General features: G+C 54.8%; 15 protein-coding genes. 7 read left to right on the top strand and 8 right to left on the bottom strand.

Annotated elements, in window-relative coordinates:
- The first annotated feature begins 10 nt into the window (after window positions 1-10).
- From alr to D5067_RS21605, 5 genes are all read left to right on the top strand, one after another.
- Entirely contained in the window at window positions 11-1090 is a 1080-nt protein-coding gene (gene alr / locus D5067_RS21625) for an alanine racemase (protein ID WP_119937918.1), read from the top strand.
- Window positions 1091-1209: 119 nt separating this feature from the next.
- Window positions 1210-2403, top strand: coding sequence for an aromatic amino acid transaminase (tyrB, locus tag D5067_RS21620; RefSeq protein ID WP_119937917.1), 1194 nt, complete (start codon window positions 1210-1212; stop codon window positions 2401-2403).
- Between the two features lie 319 nt (window positions 2404-2722).
- The gene (gene aphA / locus D5067_RS21615) at window positions 2723-3436 is read left to right on the top strand and encodes an acid phosphatase AphA (protein WP_119937916.1); all 714 of its coding nucleotides are present in this window, start codon (window positions 2723-2725) and stop codon (window positions 3434-3436) included.
- 112 nt (window positions 3437-3548) lie between these two features.
- The gene (locus D5067_RS21610) at window positions 3549-3965 is read left to right on the top strand and encodes a secondary thiamine-phosphate synthase enzyme YjbQ (protein ID WP_119937915.1); all 417 of its coding nucleotides are present in this window, start codon (window positions 3549-3551) and stop codon (window positions 3963-3965) included.
- Window positions 3966-3967: 2 nt separating this feature from the next.
- Window positions 3968-4321 (top strand): MmcQ/YjbR family DNA-binding protein, encoded by a 354-nt coding sequence (locus D5067_RS21605; RefSeq protein ID WP_119937914.1) that lies wholly within the window; start codon window positions 3968-3970, stop codon window positions 4319-4321.
- A 3-nt stretch (window positions 4322-4324) separates the two neighbouring features.
- Here the strand turns inward: D5067_RS21605 and uvrA are convergent, their stop codons facing one another.
- Window positions 4325-7147 (bottom strand): excinuclease ABC subunit UvrA, encoded by a 2823-nt coding sequence (gene uvrA / locus D5067_RS21600; RefSeq protein WP_119937913.1) that lies wholly within the window; start codon window positions 7145-7147, stop codon window positions 4325-4327.
- Between the two features lie 251 nt (window positions 7148-7398).
- On the opposite strand from uvrA, the gene ssb1 reads away from it, so the two are divergent.
- Window positions 7399-7929, top strand: a complete 531-nt coding sequence (gene ssb1, locus D5067_RS21595) for a single-stranded DNA-binding protein SSB1 (protein WP_119937912.1) — start codon at window positions 7399-7401, stop codon at window positions 7927-7929.
- 48 nt (window positions 7930-7977) lie between these two features.
- Here the strand turns inward: ssb1 and D5067_RS21590 are convergent, their stop codons facing one another.
- The 3 genes from D5067_RS21590 to D5067_RS21580 form a co-directional block, all read right to left on the bottom strand.
- On the bottom strand, window positions 7978-8961 hold the full coding sequence (locus tag D5067_RS21590; protein WP_119937911.1) for an EAL domain-containing protein: 984 nt from the start codon (window positions 8959-8961) through the stop codon (window positions 7978-7980).
- A 12-nt stretch (window positions 8962-8973) separates the two neighbouring features.
- Window positions 8974-9735, bottom strand: coding sequence for an EAL domain-containing protein (locus tag D5067_RS21585; protein WP_119937910.1), 762 nt, complete (start codon window positions 9733-9735; stop codon window positions 8974-8976).
- Between the two features lie 86 nt (window positions 9736-9821).
- Window positions 9822-11315: a sensor domain-containing diguanylate cyclase gene (locus D5067_RS21580; RefSeq protein WP_119937909.1), complete on the bottom strand. Its 1494-nt coding sequence runs from the start codon at window positions 11313-11315 to the stop codon at window positions 9822-9824.
- A 497-nt stretch (window positions 11316-11812) separates the two neighbouring features.
- On the opposite strand from D5067_RS21580, the gene D5067_RS21575 reads away from it, so the two are divergent.
- A complete protein-coding gene (locus D5067_RS21575) occupies window positions 11813-12805 on the top strand; it encodes a lysozyme inhibitor LprI family protein (protein WP_119937955.1) in 993 nt (330 codons plus the stop codon).
- Between the two features lie 11 nt (window positions 12806-12816).
- On the opposite strand, the gene D5067_RS21570 is transcribed toward D5067_RS21575, so the two are convergent.
- Genes D5067_RS21570 through fliQ form a run of 4 tightly spaced genes read right to left on the bottom strand, consistent with a single transcriptional unit; the run spans window position 12817 to window position 17085 of the window.
- Window positions 12817-14913 carry a flagellar biosynthesis protein FlhA gene (locus D5067_RS21570; protein ID WP_119937908.1) on the bottom strand — a complete coding sequence of 699 codons (2097 nt, stop codon included), beginning with the start codon at window positions 14911-14913 and terminating at the stop codon, window positions 12817-12819.
- Window positions 14900-16036 carry a flagellar biosynthesis protein FlhB gene (flhB, locus tag D5067_RS21565; protein ID WP_162497946.1) on the bottom strand — a complete coding sequence of 379 codons (1137 nt, stop codon included), beginning with the start codon at window positions 16034-16036 and terminating at the stop codon, window positions 14900-14902. Before flhB ends, D5067_RS21570 begins: the two co-directional genes overlap by 14 nt.
- Complete coding sequence (fliR, locus tag D5067_RS21560; RefSeq protein ID WP_119937906.1) at window positions 16033-16806, bottom strand: flagellar biosynthetic protein FliR; 774 nt, start codon at window positions 16804-16806, stop codon at window positions 16033-16035. Before fliR ends, flhB begins: the two co-directional genes overlap by 4 nt.
- Window positions 16807-16812: 6 nt before the next feature.
- A complete protein-coding gene (fliQ, locus tag D5067_RS21555; RefSeq protein ID WP_031374918.1) occupies window positions 16813-17085 on the bottom strand; it encodes a flagellar biosynthesis protein FliQ in 273 nt (90 codons plus the stop codon).
- Window positions 17086-17087 lie beyond the last annotated feature (2 nt).

Raw genomic sequence — 17087 nt, 5'->3', positions numbered from 1 at the left:
AGGAATACAAATGCAAGCGGCAACTGTTGTTATTAACCGCCGCGCTCTGCGACACAACCTGCAACGTCTGCGTGAACTGGCACCTGCCAGCAGGCTCGTTGCAGTCGTGAAAGCGAACGCTTACGGACACGGTCTTCTCGAGACCGCGCGAACGCTCCCCGATGCCGACGCCTTTGGCGTCGCCCGTCTTGAAGAAGCTCTCCGCCTGCGCGCGGGTGGCATCACTCAACCGATTTTGCTCCTCGAAGGCTTTTTTGAAGCAGCGGATTTAACGACCATTGCCGACCAGCAGCTGCATACGGCGGTGCACAACGAAGAGCAGCTGGCTGCGCTAGAGACCGCCGAGCTGAGCGGGCCGGTGACCGTGTGGATGAAGCTCGACACGGGCATGCACCGTCTGGGCGTGCGCCCGGAAAACGCCGACGCGTTTTATCAGCGGCTGTGCCGGTGCAAAAATGTTCGCCAGCCGGTGAATATCGTCAGCCACTTCGCCCGTGCGGATGAGCCGGAGTGTGGCGCGACCGAGCGGCAGCTCGATATCTTCAACACCTTCTGCGAAGGCAAACCGGGGATGCGCTCGCTTGCGGCATCCGGCGGCATTCTGCTGTGGCCGCAGTCGCACCTGGACTGGGCGCGCCCCGGCATAATTCTTTACGGCGTCTCGCCGCTGGAGAGCAAGCCCTGGGGACCTGACTTTGGCTTCCAGCCGGTGATGTCGCTGGTCTCTAACCTGATCGCCGTGCGAGAGCACAAAGCGGGCGAGCCGGTAGGCTACGGCGGGACCTGGACCAGCGATCGCGATACGCGTCTGGGCGTGGTGGCGATGGGCTATGGCGACGGCTACCCGCGCGCTGCGCCTTCCGGTACGCCGGTGCTGGTGAATGGCCGCGAAGTGAAAATTGTAGGCCGCGTAGCGATGGACATGATTTGTGTTGACCTCGGGCCAGACGCACAGGACAAAGCGGGCGACGATGTGGTGATGTGGGGCGACGGCCTGCCCGTTGAGCGCATCGCTGAAATCACGAAAGTAAGTGCTTACGAACTTATTACGCGCCTGACCTCGCGGGTAGCGATGAAGTACATTGATTGACTCACCAATGGAGTGAGGGCGTTGTCCTCACTCCAACTTTGTTAACATCCTCTCGACCTTCTCCCACTTCCGGTTTATTGTTGAAATCCCTGCCTCATCGTATTCCGGAGAACCATCGCGTGTTTCAGAAAGTTGACGCCTACGCCGGCGACCCCATTCTCTCCTTAATGGAGCGTTTCAAAGAAGATCCTCGCAGCGATAAAGTGAACCTCAGCATTGGCCTGTATTACAACGAGGATGGCATCATTCCTCAATTAAAGGCCATTGCCGATGCTGAAGCGCGACTTAATGCTGCTCCGCACGGTGCTTCTCTCTATCTGCCGATGGAAGGACTCAACACCTATCGCAACACCATCGCGCCGCTTCTGTTCGGTGCCGATCACGCGGTGCTCGCGCAAAAACGCGTGGCGACCATCCAGACGCTGGGCGGTTCAGGTGCGCTGAAAGTGGGTGCAGACTTCCTGAAAAAATATTTCCCGGATTCCGGCGTGTGGGTCAGCGACCCGACGTGGGAAAACCACGTTGCGATCTTCGAAGGCGCGGGCTTTAAGGTCGCGACCTATCCGTGGTTCGACAGCGAAACCAACGGTGTGCGCGTGGACGCGCTGCTGGAAAAACTGAACACCCTGCCTGAGCGCAGCATCGTTCTGCTGCACCCGTGCTGCCATAACCCGACCGGCGCTGACCTTACCAATTCCCAGTGGGATGCGGTGATTGAGGTTCTGAAGGCCCGCAATCTGATCCCGTTCCTCGACATCGCCTATCAGGGCTTTGGCGCGGGTATGGAAGAAGATGCCTACGCCATTCGCGCGATTGCCAGCGCCGGGCTGCCTGCGCTGGTCAGCAACTCCTTCTCAAAAATCTTCTCCCTGTACGGCGAGCGCGTGGGCGGCCTGTCCGTGGTGTGTGAAGACGCCGACGCAGCGGCACGCGTGCTGGGCCAGCTGAAAGCGACGGTACGCCGTATCTACTCCAGCCCGCCAGCCTTTGGCGCGCAGGTTGTCGCAACCGTGCTCGGCGATGAACAGCTGAAAGCCAACTGGCTTGCGGAAGTGGAAGCGATGCGTAAGCGTATCCTGTCGATGCGCCAGGAACTGGTAAACGTGCTGAAAGAGGCCGTGCCGGGGCATAACTTCGATTACCTGCTCAAGCAGCGCGGAATGTTCAGCTATACCGGTTTGAGCGCTGCACAGGTCGACCGTCTGCGCGAAGAGTTCGGCGTCTACCTGATTGCCAGCGGCCGTATGTGCGTGGCAGGCCTGAACGCCCACAACGTCCAGCGCGTCGCGCAGGCGTTTGCTGCTGTAATGTAAGTACTCACTATCCATTTTCTCCCTCTCCCTGCGGGAGAGGGTTGGGGTGATGGCATCAGGCCGCAGAAAATCTTGCCCGGTGGCGGCTGTGCCTGACCGGGCCTACGGGCTGGGTGTTCTCCCTCTCCCTGTGGGAGAGGGTTGGGGTGAGGGCATCAGGCTGCTCAGGTCGATGTCTCGCTTTGTGATCGTCTTCTTTTTATTCAGATTCATAAGCAAAAACTCCTTCCCTTCACCTCCCGCTGGGGTTATGGTCGGATAGTTTTTTGACCATCCGCTCAAAATAAAACGATAACAAACTGAATATTCAGGGGAAAATATGCGCAAGATCACACTGGCGCTCAGCGCCGCCTGCTTATTGTTCTCGCTTAATAGTGCAGTCGTCGCGCGAGCTTCCGCACCGACGCCGATTTACACCGGTACCACCGCCGCCATTCTTGCCGAGCAGGCGCCTATTCACTGGGTCTCTGTGGCACAAATCGAAAACAGCCTGGTGGGTCGACCGCCAATGGCCGTCGGTTTCGACATTGACGATACCGTGCTCTTCTCAAGCCCGGGCTTCTGGCGTGGCAAAAAAACGTACTCACCGGACAGCGAAGACTATCTGAAGAACCCGGCATTCTGGGAAAAGATGAACAACGGCTGGGACGAGTTCAGCATCCCGAAAGAGGTTGCTCGCGCGCTGATCGCTATGCACGTGAAGCGCGGTGACAGCATTTATTTCGTCACCGGCCGCAGCCAGACCCAAACCGAAACCGTATCAAAGACGCTGCAGGATGATTTCCTGATCCCGGCCGCCAGCATGAATCCGGTTATTTTTGCCGGTGACCATGAAGGACAAAACACCAAAACCCAGTGGCTGGAACAAAAAAATATCAAAGTGTTCTATGGCGATTCAGATAACGATATCACCGCCGCGCATGACGTGGGCGCACGGGGTATCAGGGTATTACGCGCCTCTAACTCGACCTATCGTCCGCTGCCGATGGCCGGTAAATTTGGTGAAGAGGTTATCGTAAACTCTGAATATTAATTCTTCAGCGGCGGCTGTGATTATTTTTTAATCAAAACCGCCGCTGCGGGTTTTACCTTTCGCCTTCTTGCTGCACACTTAGAAAGATTCATCTTTCTACACGGAGCAGCACATGTGGTATCAACAGATCCTGACCTTAAGCGCTAAACCTCGCGGATTTCACCTCGTGACGGATGAAGTCATCGGGCAAATCCGCGACCTGTCGCGCGTCAGAACGGGTTTACTGCATCTGCTGCTTCAGCACACTTCCGCCTCTCTTACGTTGAATGAAAATTGCGATCCCACCGTCCGGTCTGACATGGAGCAGCATTTTCTAAAAACGGTTCCAGATAGTGCCCCTTACGAACATGACTACGAGGGGCCGGATGATATGCCATCGCATATTAAGTCCTCACTGCTTGGGGTATCGTTGACGCTGCCGGTACAGCATGGACAGCTGCTGTTGGGAACGTGGCAAGGGATCTGGCTGGGAGAACATCGCATTCACGGTGGTTCGCGTAAAATTATCGCAACGCTACAAGGGGAATAATGATGACAATTTCGGAGATACTTCAGTACTGCATGAGCAAGCCCGGCGCGGAGCAAAGCGTCCACACAGACTGGAAAGCCACGCAGATTAAGGTCGGTGATGTGCTGTTCGCGATGGTGAAAGAGGTTGAAGGACGCCCGGCTGCGTCACTGAAAACCAGCCCGGAGCTGGCGGATCTGTTACGCCAGCAGCATGATGACGTGAGGCCGAGCAAGCACCTTAACAAAGCGCACTGGAGTACCCTTTATCTCGACGGCTCTATACCGGGGTCACAAATTTACTATCTGGTGGACGCGTCTTATCAGCAGGCGGTTGAGCTGCTGCCGGAAACGACCCGACAGCAGCTCTCCGTGTGACGATTACAGCAACGGCTTAAGGAAGCGCGCGGTGTGCGAGGCTTCGCACTCTGCAACGGTCTCTGGCGTGCCGGAGACGAGGATTTCACCGCCTCCGCTGCCGCCTTCCGGGCCGAGATCGACAATCCAGTCCGCGGTTTTAATCACGTCCAGGTTGTGCTCAATCACCACAATGGTGTTGCCCTGATCGCGCAGCTGGTGCAGTACTTCCAGCAGCTGCTGGATATCGGCAAAGTGCAGGCCGGTGGTCGGCTCATCCAGAATGTACAGCGTCTGGCCGGTGCCGCGTTTTGACAGCTCGCGCGCCAGCTTCACGCGCTGGGCTTCACCGCCGGACAGCGTCGTTGCGGATTGCCCCAGACGAATGTAGGTCAACCCTACGTCCATCAGCGTCTGCAGCTTACGCGCCAGCGCGGGAACGGCATCAAAGAACTCACGCGCCTCTTCGATGGTCATATCCAGCACTTCGTGGATGGTCTTGCCTTTGTACTTAATTTCCAGCGTTTCGCGGTTATAGCGTTTGCCTTTGCACTGGTCGCACGGCACGTAGATATCCGGCAGGAAGTGCATCTCAACCTTGATCACGCCATCGCCCTGACAGGCTTCGCAGCGGCCGCCGCGCACGTTAAAGCTGAAACGTCCTGGCGTATACCCGCGCGAACGTGATTCCGGTACGCCGGCAAACAGTTCACGTACGGGCGTAAAGACGCCGGTATAGGTCGCCGGGTTGGAACGCGGAGTACGGCCTATCGGGCTTTGATCGATGTCGATAACCTTGTCGAAGTGCTCCAGACCCTGAATCTCGCGGTACGGCGCAGGCTCGGCAAGCGTTGCTCCGTTGAGCGCCGTCTGCGCAATCGGGAACAGCGTGTCGTTGATCAGCGTCGATTTACCGGAACCGGACACCCCGGTGATGCAGGTGAACAGGCCAACCGGCAGCGTCAGGGTGACGTCTTTCAGGTTGTTACCGCGCGCGCCGGTCAGCTTCAGCACTTTTTCCGGATCTGCCGCCACGCGCTGTTTCGGCACTTCAATTTTGCGCTTACCGCTCATGAACTGGCCGGTCAGCGACTCGGGCACCGCCATGATGTCTTTCAGCGTGCCTTCAGCCACCACCTGGCCGCCGTGCACGCCAGCACCCGGACCGATGTCGATCACGTGGTCAGCGGCGCGGATCGCATCCTCGTCATGCTCGACCACGATGACCGTGTTGCCGAGGTTACGCAGGTGGACAAGCGTACCGAGCAGACGTTCGTTGTCGCGCTGGTGCAGGCCGATAGACGGCTCATCAAGCACGTACATCACCCCCACCAGGCCGGCGCCAATCTGGCTTGCCAGACGAATACGCTGGGCTTCACCGCCGGACAGCGTTTCTGCCGAGCGGGAAAGCGTCAGATAGTTCAGGCCGACGTTCACCAGGAACTTGAGGCGATCGCCGATCTCTTTCAGCACTTTCTCCGCGATTTTCGCGCGCTGGCCGGAGAGCTTCAGGTTGTTGAAGAAGTCCATCGCGTGGCCGATGCTCATGTCTGAGATGGTCGGCAGCGCCGTATTTTCCACAAACACGTGGCGCGCTTCGCGACGCAGGCGCGTGCCTTCGCAGGTGGCGCAGGAGCGGTTGCTGATGAACTTCGCCAGCTCCTCGCGCACCGCGCTGGACTCGGTTTCTTTGTAGCGGCGCTCCATATTGTGCAGCACCCCTTCGAACGGGTGGCGACGCACGGAGGTATCGCCGCGATCGTTCATGTACTTGAACTCGATGTTGTCTTTACCGGAACCGAACAGGATCACTTTGTGCACGTTCGCGCTCAGGCTGGCCCACGGGGCTTCAACGTCGAACTTATAGTGCTCTGCCAGCGACTTCAGCATCTGGAAGTAGTAGAAATTGCGCTTATCCCAGCCGCGAATGGCACCGCCCGCCAGCGACAGCTCCGGGTTCTGAATCACGCGGTCCGGATCGAAATACTGTTGAACGCCCAGGCCATCACAGGTCGGGCACGCGCCCGCCGGGTTGTTGAACGAGAACAGACGCGGTTCCAGCTCGCGCATGCTGTACCCGCAAATCGGGCAGGCGAAGTTGGCGGAGAAGAGCAGCTCTTCCGCTTTCGGGTCGTCCATGTCGGAGACCACGGCCGTGCCGCCGGAGAGCTCCAGCGCGGTTTCAAAGGATTCCGCCAGGCGCGTCGCGAGGTCTTCACGCACTTTGAAACGGTCAATCACCACCTCGATGGTGTGCTTCTTCTGCAGCTCCAGCTTAGGTGGGTCCGACAGGTCACACACTTCACCGTCAATACGGGCGCGGATATAGCCCTGGCTTGCCAGGTTTTCCAGCGTTTTGGTGTGCTCGCCTTTACGCTCTTTGATAATCGGTGCAAGCAGCATCAGGCGTTTGCCTTCCGGCTGTGACAGCACGTTATCCACCATCTGGCTGACGGTCTGCGCCGCCAGCGGGACGTCGTGGTCCGGGCAGCGCGGCTCACCGACACGCGCATACAGCAGGCGCAGGTAGTCATGGATTTCGGTAATGGTACCGACCGTAGAGCGCGGGTTATGTGACGTAGACTTCTGCTCAATAGAGATAGCAGGCGATAACCCTTCAATGTGGTCGACATCCGGTTTTTCCATCAGCGACAGGAACTGACGCGCGTACGCGGAAAGTGATTCAACGTAACGACGCTGTCCTTCGGCATACAAAGTGTCGAAAGCCAGTGAGGATTTGCCAGACCCCGAAAGCCCGGTCACGACGATGAGCTTGTCGCGAGGGATTATGAGGTTGATATTCTTGAGATTGTGGGTGCGGGCGCCCCGAACTTCGATCTTATCCATTCACCTTTCCCGGTTGGAACACGGATTGCCTAGTTTGTTTGAAGGACAACCGGCTGTCTGAAACGGCTAATTATGACACAATTTAACCTGTTTGAATATACAGTATTGGAATGCATTTTCTGATTAGCTGTGTAACAATGTCGAGTTCGCGAGAGAACTCTGGAACATGCTACGCAACTATCAAAGTGGCGTGTGGAAATGGTACACTCGCGCGTTTACACTATTAAGAAACGTATTCAGGAGACACGAACATGGCCAGCAGAGGCGTAAACAAGGTGATTCTCGTCGGTAATCTGGGCCAGGACCCGGAAGTACGCTACATGCCGAGTGGTGGCGCAGTTGCCAACATTACGCTGGCTACTTCCGAATCCTGGCGTGATAAAGCGACCGGTGAGATGAAAGAGCAGACCGAATGGCACCGCGTTGTGCTGTTTGGCAAACTGGCTGAAGTGGCCGGTGAGTATCTGCGTAAAGGTTCTCAGGTTTATATCGAAGGCCAGCTGCGTACCCGCAAATGGACCGATCAGGCCGGCGCTGAGAAATACACCACGGAAGTGGTGGTTAACGTTGGCGGCACCATGCAGATGCTGGGCGGCCGTCAGGGCGGTGGCGCACCGGCAGGTGGCGGTCAGAACCAGCAGCAGGGCGGTTGGGGTCAGCCTCAGCAGCCGCAGGGCGGCAACCAGTTCAGCGGCGGCGCGCAGTCTCGTCCGCAGCAGCAGTCTGCTCCGGCCCCGTCTAACGAACCGCCAATGGACTTCGACGACGATATCCCGTTCTAAGACCTGTTGCGTGAAGTAAAAAAAGCCCCTTTCGGGGCTTTTTGTTTTTCAGCCTCTGTAGCGCTGAAGGAAGCTGGTGAATTCGTTGAAGCAGAGCGGCTTAGAGAAAAAATAGCCCTGCAAACAGTCTATGTTGTTCGCTCTGAGATACTCGACCTGGTAGTCATGCTCAACGCCTTCAGCCGTCGTGAGTATGTTCATCCGTCTGGCCATGTCTATCACGCAGTCAATTAAGGGTGTAGCCACATCCTTTGAGATCTGACGAATAAACATGCGGTCAATCTTGATGCTGTCGGGATTCAGATTGGCAATAAAGGCAAGATTAGAGAAACCGGTGCCAAAATCATCCAGCGCAATCTTGATACCGCTGCGTTTGATATGTGCAATTTTCGCCACGATATCATCGTTAATGTCGATGTTCTCGCGCTCGGTGATCTCAAAGACCAGTGTGATGCCTAAGGCTTCGAATACGGGCGCCCAGTCATCGACGAACAGATGAAAACTGCTATCCACTACGTGGGCGTAGCTGATATTCAGATTGAGCTTAAATCCCGGAGGGAATGTCGCGGTGCCCTGCCGGAGATCGCCAACCACCTGCTCCAGGAGGCTTTCCGTCAGATTAATAATAAGCCCGGTAGATTCTGCGACAGGAATAAATACATCGGGAGGGATAAAGCCCAGCTCGTCGTGATGCCAGCGCGCCAGGACTTCAGCACCCGAGACGGTGTTGCTTTGCGCGCAGATCAGCGGCTGATAATGAGGATGGATCTGATGCTGGCGGATGGCCCGTGCCAGCTGTGAATAAAGTGAATGCCGCCGGGCAGCCATGAACCACGTGATCGTTGCCGCGACTATCGGGATCAGCAAAATCAGACTGACGCTCGCCAGATAAGATAACGTGGAGAGCGTGCTGGCGCTCATGGTCCGGATTTTCACTGCGAGTAAAGAGGTGATAATCAGGCTCAGCGTAAACACAAAGGCTGCCGCAAGTACCCGGTTTTTCTTTTTGCGCAGAAGGTGCTTACGATACATATCCGGTAGGCCTTAGGCGCGCTCTGGCTGCATATATTGCTGATGAAACGCTTCCTTACTGACAGGGCGTGAAAACAAAAACCCCTGACCATACTGAACGCCATGGCGAAGCATCGTCGACACGTGAACGTAGTTTTCAATGCCTTCGATAATGACGTCGATATCCCACTGTTTCAGGTGTTCAAGCATTGTGAAGGTGTGTTCAAGTTTATCGGCGTTGAGGCAGCTTCGATCCAGTTTCACGTAATCGGGCATCGAGAGCGCCAGCCTCGATTGAAGTTTCTCCAGACAGTCGATACCGTCCCAGGCCAGATTAATTCCCGCTTCACGCAATAAGCCAAGATTTTTGCTCACCGTATCGTTGGGTTCGCCGCTATCCGTTATCTCAAACACAATATGGCGTGGCGTGAGTTTATACTCAGACAGCAACGTTAATGCTCGGGTGGCGAAATGAATATCCTGTAACTGAATCCAGGAAATATTGAGCGTGAAGAGCTGCTTATCGCGCACTTCTGGCGTCTGGCTGGAAATATAGCGAAAAGCCCGGGCCATGATGTAATCGCCCATGGATACAATTCCGCCGTTTTTCTCCAGCTCGCCGATAAATAAATGAGGTGGAACGACATGGCGGCGATGGGTACCCCGTACCAGCACTTCGCCACCGATACAGACGAATCGGGAGAGGTCGAAAATAGGTTGAATGACAAAATCGATGCCCGCATCGAGTTTATTTTTTTCGACACACTGCATCACAAAATGTGTACTTTTTTCCATGCCAGCCTCGGAGCCACAACAATAATAGGTAAAACGACACAATCACCGCCCACCTTAAGCGGGCGGTGGAATTGAATGCATCGAAATTAGCCGGCGATGACTTTGTTCTTTCCGGTTTTTTTTGCCTGATACAGTAGCTTATCCGCTCGCGCAATCACCTCGGGAAGAGAGGCACCGCCCATTGCGGAAAGCCCTGCACTAAAAGACACTTTTAAGTTATTTTCCCTGAAGTTACGGGTATTCACCGTAATACGCCATTTTTCGAGATAGCTTTGCGCTTTTTCCTGCGAGATGCCGTTAAACAGCACGGCAATCTCTTCGCCGCCATAACGGTAGAGCGTAATATTTTGCAGGCCCCGCAGGCGCAGACCTAATTCGGCGATGGTCTTAAGCACCACATCGCCGACGGTATGCCCCCACGTATCGTTAATCGTTTTGAAATTATCGATATCAATCATGGCGAGGTGCGTCTGAGGTTCACTGTTGTAACGTAAGGCATCGACATCAAACGCACGTCGATTTTTCAGCCCGGTCAAGCCGTCTGTCAGGGCCTCATGCGTGATTTTTTCGTGTCGTTGCTGCGAGCTGTATATTTCGTCAAAAATCAATTCCTCGACGGCGGCAGGTTTGATAGCGCCTCTTCTGATGCTGGTAGCGATGCGCATAAAGATGGTGTTCATGGATGCACGTGTTGCCCACCAGCAGAAAAACAGTACGACCAGGGTAAAGAGCACTCCCCAGAAAATATTGATGCACTGTGACCAAACGAGGCTGTTAAGCTCGCTTTCATCCACCTCATGCACCACCAGCCAGGATTGCGACGCAATGGCGCGGTAGGCGTAATAGCGTGAATCCATAGAAAAATCGCCACGATACTCACGAGCAGAGCGAGCCAGCGCCTTTAGTTTTGCCGGCTCTATCGGGTAACCCGGGTTCATGACCAGTTCGCCATCGCGCGTCATGACAAAGGTCCTGCTTTTCATGGGCGGGAGCGCGTTATTCAGAATATCTATGCTTTTATCGATATCCAGATTCAACGCCAGCACGCCGTTGTTTGACCCGTCCGTCCCGTTAATGACCGGCAGGGAGATGGTGATCACCCGCTCTTTATTCGCAAACGGGTCTCTGCTGATGCTGAAATGCGCTTCATCGGAATCTTCTATTGAGATCGTAAACCAGGGCTCTTTACGCGGATCCCAGCTGGAGTTGCCCTCGACATACGGAATGCGAAGGAGATTCCCTTTGTTATCGGCATGAATGATTGAGATCCCATCCGGCATGATGCGTAAACGCTCAATCAACCAGTTTCTCAGTGCAAGGCTGCCCTCATGGTTAACATCAAATTTATGCTGGTCGGCAGCAATGCGCGCCATTTCCCTGACGCTGTTTTCATATCCGTTCAGGTATTTATCCAGAGTGGAGGCCACGTTGTTGATATAGAGGCGATTTTGTTTTTTATAGACCTCCTGAGTGGCAGTCCACTGTGAATGGGCAATCAGCAGTCCGACAAAAACAAACGTCGCAGCCAGTACCGCGAAGCATATGTTAAGCGGTCTTCTGAAGTTTAAACTTTCAATCACTGACGACTCCGAAACTCTCTGATGAAACCAACTGCGAGGGTTTAAATGTTGATTTAAATGCGCTGCATATTAATGAACTGTTAAAAATGAAGATTATTAGCAGTCATTAATATGAAAATTACGTTATTTAATAAAGAGTAATGCCTGTTAAATAATAGTCTAGCGTTAGCCATTTTGATTGTCAAAGTCGATCGAATAATGGATATCGATCGATGAAATCAATCTGTCGTTCATGGCTAAGACATTAACTTCATAATAATATGGGAAATGTTATTTCCTTAAAAAGGGGAAGATGCATTTCCCACATATAGCATGTGGTTAATAATTAATTTTATGCATCCCTTTCAATACATTCCATTATTGATCGCGACAAAATAAGAACATTGCTTAACATTTAATTTATATTGAACCATTTTAGAGCGGGCGATCAGGGTTTATATTGCAATAATGAATACCATTGGCCACAATAGCCGCCCCCTGGATGAAAGTTGAACAAAATGACGCGTCGTATTTATAGTTGCCTGTTTTTCCTTCTGTTATTTTTCAGCGGCAGCGCTCTCGCGGTGAATTGCCAGCGAGCGGTTACGCCTCTGGAAAATACCATCTGTAACAACGATAACCTGCACTGGCTGGATAGCACCCTTTCCGTTGTCTATCATCAGGCGCTTCAGCATGAAGGTGTGGAAGGCAGTAATAAAAAATACGACGACTGGGAAAAGCTGCTGGAGAAATGCACCTCTGATACCTGTATTGAACGCGCTTACTACGCGGGCATTAGCGCATTGTCCGATGCCAACCGCGATTTTAAGTGGGAAGGAAAATGGTGGAACATGCTGGCGCCGAACATGAGCGGCGGCGTGATTCAGTTCAGTCGTAATGCGCAGTGGAGCGCGACGCTGGACATCCGCGCCTGGGCGGGACTGAATAAGGACGAGTTTACTGCTGAAGCGCGCAGGCTGTACGGTATGCTGGTGGTGGAAAAGGTGGCTGAAACCAGTAACTGTAAGCTGCTGCTGATCCCGAAAAAAGACGGTTCATTACAGGTCTACAGTAATTCTGACTGGGGATGCCGCTTATCCATGCCAGCAGGCGCATTCCTCGACGGTGCGTATAAACTGTCCGACGTTGACCCGCGCCCCAAACCCACGCTGCTGTCGCTCGGTATTTTCGCCGATGGCGCAATGGATCAGAAATTCCGCGATCTGGTGAAGGATGATTACCAGAATTTTGTCGACAGCGCGAACGTCTACATCTACCAGAATGATATCGATAATATCGGTGCCCGCGTGCTCTCAATGTGGGTGCAAGGGGCGGCTAACAGCAGGACGGCGATTATCATGTATACGCCGAAGGGCGAAATCTGGGCCGGACGGATTTCCCCTGCGAAGGGCGGCGGCCTGGAGCTGCATTACTACAGCACTGACGGCAGCGACCAGCGCAAAATGCCGCGTACGCTGGCCGCATGGAAATTGCGTTTTTTAGATAACTAGTCTCGCTGGCGTTACGCCAGCGTTCCCACGATAGTTAAATCGCTGTCATCAGGCACTTCGTTATACGACAACACGTGCAGATTGCTGGCAAACAGCCTGCCATAGCGAGAAATCAGCGGCCGAAGCTGCGGCGTGACCAGCAGAAGCGGCGGCATTCCTTTCGCTTTCATCTGCTCCTGAATCACGGGCATCGTATTTTGCAGCTGCGTGAGAATATTCGGGTCAACAGCAAAACTGTCCAGCGCCACTTTCCCCGCCTGCTGGGACTGATTCAGCGCGCCGAGCAGCATATTTTCCAGCGCATTATCGATGGTATAGGCTGCCAGTTTTTGCCGATCGCCGTTAATGGCATGGATGATGGCCCGACGCAGCGCGTAACGCACGTCGGATGTCAGCAGAATGGGATCTTTGGTGGCCGCAGAGCTTTCAAGAAGCGTTGAGGCAATGGTCACAATATCCTTAAGCGAAACCTGTTCCAGCAGCAGCTGGCGATAGATGCGCAGCAGCAGGCTGAAGCTAAGCGCGTTGGTCAAATCTTCCGCGAGCTTCGGCGCCTGGGATGCCAGCCGAGCATGCAGATGCGTGATGTCGTCATAGTTAAACAGCTCCGGCAGGTTTTCGCGGGCAACCTTGTTCACGTGCGTGGCGACCACGCTGGCGCAGTCCACCACCTGATAACCCAGATTCAGCGCCTTGGCTTTCTGTTCCGGATCGATCCAGACGATCGCCATGCCGTAGGCGGGATCGGTATCCAGCACGCCGTCAATTTCACCGTAGAGTTCAGCCCCGGGGATCGCCATCAGCTTCTCGGCGTACACTTCGCCGAGCGAGGTGCGTATGCCGTTGATGTATATGGCGTACTGGGCGGGTTTGAGGCGGAAGTTTTCGCGTATCCTGATTTCAGGCAGCAGCACGCCGCACTGTTCTGAGACCACCTGACGCACCCCGCGGATACGCTGTGAAAGCGGGCTGCCTTTGGCCGAGTCAATCAGCGTCACCAGCTTGTACCCCAGGTTAAGCCCAATCGGCTCGACGAGTGGAATGCTTTCCCAGTTAATCGCCGGCGTGGTATCGGTGGAGAGCGCCTCATTGATGGCGTCGTAATCCGTCTCCTCTTCGGCAGGTTTAACAACCTTACTCTGGCGCCAGGCCGCAAACAGCAATAGCCCGGTGAAGCACAGGAAGGCAATGTGCGGCATGCCGGGGACAATCGCCAGGATAAACATGACGAATGCGGCGGTGTAAAGCACCTGCGGCTTGGCCAGCAGCTGCGTTTTAATCTCGTCGCTAACGTCATCGCCGTCGCTGACGCGGGTGACGATAATCGCCGCTGCGGTTGCCAGCAGGAGGGAGGGGATCTGGGCGGCCAGGCCATCACCGATGGTCAGCAGCACGTACTGCTGGAAGGCGTGGCTGGCATCGAGATCGTATTTGAAGATACCAATACAGATCCCGCCGATAACGTTGATGATCAGCACCATGATCCCGGCGATGGCATCCCCGCGAACAAACTTGGACGCGCCGTCCATTGCGCCGTAAAAATCAGCCTCTTTAGACACCTCTTTACGGCGGTCCCGCGCCTGATTCTGGTTGATCAGCCCGGCGTTCAGATCCGCGTCAATCGCCATCTGTTTACCCGGCAGGGCGTCCAGCGTAAAGCGCGCGGACACTTCAGAAATACGTTCCGCACCCTTGGTCACCACCACAAAGTTGATGATCATCAGGATGATAAAGACCACGAAGCCGACGACGAAATCGCCGCCGATCACCACCTGGCCAAACGCCTCAATGACTTTACCTGCCGCCCCTTCGCCTTCATGACCGTGCAGCAATACCACGCGGGTGGAGGCCACGTTCAGGGTCAGGCGCATTAGCGTGGTAATCAACAGCAGCGTCGGGAAGACGGCAAAATCCAGCGGGCGCTGCATATTCACCGCAACCAGTAGCACCACCACCGCCAGCACGATGTTGAAGGTAAACAGGATATCAAGCATCAGCGGTGACAACGGCAGCATGACCATGGCCAGCACGCTAAGAAGTAATATCGGGACGCCTATATGTCCTTTACGGAGTATGGCAAGCGTTTGATGCAGCTTACTGTTCGCCATCGGCTTTTAAGACCTCTTCTGGAATGGTTATTTGCCTGTTCAGGCGGGGTTTTTGTTCAAGCTGGCCGGTACGCCAGGATTTAATCTGCATGACATAGGTCAGCACGTGGGCAATGGCGCGAAAAAGCTGGGCCGGTATTTGCTGGTTAACCCGCGTGGTGTGATAAACCGCGCGCGCCAGCGGAGGAAACTCCACGATTTCAATCTGATGCTGGCGCGCGACGTCACGAATATGCAGGGCGATATCGTCCATCCCTTTCGCCACGATATAGGGCGCTTCGGCTTTATTCGGATCGTATTTCAGCGCCACCGCGAAGTGCGTCGGGTTAGTGATAATCACATCGGCATCGGGCACGGTGCGGCTAATCTGGCCCATTGCCATCTGGCGCTGGAGCTGCCGAATGCGTCCCTTAATCTGCGGATTACCGTCGTTGTTCTTGTACTCTTCCTTCACCTCCTGCTTGGTCATACGCATTTTTTTGGTGAACATGAATTTGGTCAACGGCACGTCGAGCAGGGCAAAAATGACAATCACGGCAATAAAATAGACGAGCACATGATGAAGAATACCGAAGCCCTGGTGGACCGCCTGATTCAAGCTCAGCCGCTGCAGATGCAGCAGCGGATCCAGCGAGCTGTGCACCATGCTGTACAGTACGGCGAGAATAATGCTGCACTTGAGCATCATCTTGCCGACATCGACAAAGTGACTGCTGGCAAACAGGCGTTTCACGCCGCTAATCGGGCTTAACTTTTTGAAATCCGGTTTAAGCTTTGAAACGGTAAAAATCCAGCCGCCGGGCACCAGGCTTGCCACGATGCAGGCGATGGGGATTGGCGCAAGCGTGGCGATAAAGCGCACAATGATCCAGACGTTGAGCATCAAAAACTGGCTCAACACCCCTTCATCGTCCAGCCGTCCGGCCATCATCCCAACCGCGGTAAACGATTCGCCCACCAGCTGCTGGTAGTAGGGGAAAAATGTCCCCATCGTGATGAACGAGGCCAGCAGCCCAACGGCCATCGTGAGGTCTTTGGAACGCGGCAGGTCGCCCTTTTCGCGCGCTTTACGCAGCTTTTGCGCCGTGGGTTTTTCGCTTTTATCTCCACCCGCTGCCATCAGTGGCTCCTTATGGCTTCGAGCCTGGCCAGAATGTCGTTGGTCAGGTTGAGATAGTGGTCGGGGATGTTGGTCATCATCATCGAAATACAGAGCAGGCCAAACAGCATGCTGATGGGGAAGCCGAGTGAAAAGAGGTTCAGCGTCGGGGAGACGCGGTTTAGCAGCCCAAAGCCGCCCTGCACAATCAGCATGACAAAGGTGGTCGGGATGGCGATAAGCGTCGCCGAGGACATAATCCAGCCCAGGCTTTGCACGATCAGCAGCAGGGTGGGTTTGTTAATCGCCTGGCCAATGGGCCACCAGACAAAGCCTTTGTAAAGGATGGTGACCACCAGCAGGTGACCGTCCATCACGAAAAAGAGCAGGCCGCAGAAGGTGTAAATCATCTGCGAAATCACGGTGGTCGAGCTGCCGTTTACCGGGTCATTCATCATTGCCATGCCCAGGCCCATATTCATCGACAGGATGTGCCCCGCGGTTTGCAGCGCGACAAACACCAGCTGCATGGCCATGCCAAACAGCATGCCCCACAGCAGCTGTTCGCCCGTCAGCAGGATCGTTCTCATGGACATCAGCTCGCTGAGCAGAACTTTTTCCGGCAGCATCGGCGTGATGATGACCGCCAGCGCCAGGGCCAGCACCGTTTTAATCCGTCGGCTAAAGGCGCGGTTATCCAGCACGGGGCAGAAGTGCAGAAACGCCAGAATGCGAAAGAACGGGAAGACTAACGCCAGCAGCGGGTTAATCAGCGCGTGAATATCGATACCCATAGCCTGCTAGCCCACCAGCGCCGCCGCCTGCTGGAAAATATTGACGGTGAAATCCACCAGTTGGGTAAGCATCCATTTACCGCCAATAATAAGCACCGCCAGCGTCACCAGAAGGCGGGGCAGGAAGCTCAGCGTCTGTTCGTTAATCTGCGTGGTGGCCTGGAAAATACTGACGCACAGGCCAACGATCAGGCTGGGTATAATCGCGACGGCAGAGATCACCAGCACCAGCTTGATGCCGGTGGCCATGATATCCCCGGCGATGTCCATGGTGACCATTG

Origin of the sequence: Enterobacter huaxiensis, assembly GCF_003594935.2 — a bacterium.
Classification (GTDB): Bacteria; Pseudomonadota; Gammaproteobacteria; order Enterobacterales; family Enterobacteriaceae; genus Enterobacter; species Enterobacter huaxiensis.
This window is presented reverse-complemented; position numbering and strand designations above follow the sequence as displayed.

Bases quoted from the DNA above. Each gene is read 5' to 3' on its own strand.
- fliR (WP_119937906.1), bottom strand. From the start codon at position 16,806: ATGGGTATCGATATTCACGCGCTGATTAACCCGCTGCTGGCGTTAGTC.
- aphA (WP_119937916.1), top strand. From the start codon at position 2,723: ATGCGCAAGATCACACTGGCGCTCAGCGCCGCCTGCTTATTGTTCTCG.
- uvrA (WP_119937913.1), bottom strand. From the start codon at position 7,147: ATGGATAAGATCGAAGTTCGGGGCGCCCGCACCCACAATCTCAAGAAT.
- D5067_RS21610 (WP_119937915.1), top strand. From the start codon at position 3,549: ATGTGGTATCAACAGATCCTGACCTTAAGCGCTAAACCTCGCGGATTT.
- D5067_RS21590 (WP_119937911.1), bottom strand. From the start codon at position 8,961: ATGTATCGTAAGCACCTTCTGCGCAAAAAGAAAAACCGGGTACTTGCG.
- fliQ (WP_031374918.1), bottom strand. From the start codon at position 17,085: ATGGTCACCATGGACATCGCCGGGGATATCATGGCCACCGGCATCAAG.
- alr (WP_119937918.1), top strand. From the start codon at position 11: ATGCAAGCGGCAACTGTTGTTATTAACCGCCGCGCTCTGCGACACAAC.
- D5067_RS21575 (WP_119937955.1), top strand. From the start codon at position 11,813: ATGACGCGTCGTATTTATAGTTGCCTGTTTTTCCTTCTGTTATTTTTC.
- D5067_RS21605 (WP_119937914.1), top strand. From the start codon at position 3,968: ATGACAATTTCGGAGATACTTCAGTACTGCATGAGCAAGCCCGGCGCG.
- ssb1 (WP_119937912.1), top strand. From the start codon at position 7,399: ATGGCCAGCAGAGGCGTAAACAAGGTGATTCTCGTCGGTAATCTGGGC.
- D5067_RS21570 (WP_119937908.1), bottom strand. From the start codon at position 14,913: ATGGCGAACAGTAAGCTGCATCAAACGCTTGCCATACTCCGTAAAGGA.
- D5067_RS21585 (WP_119937910.1), bottom strand. From the start codon at position 9,735: ATGGAAAAAAGTACACATTTTGTGATGCAGTGTGTCGAAAAAAATAAA.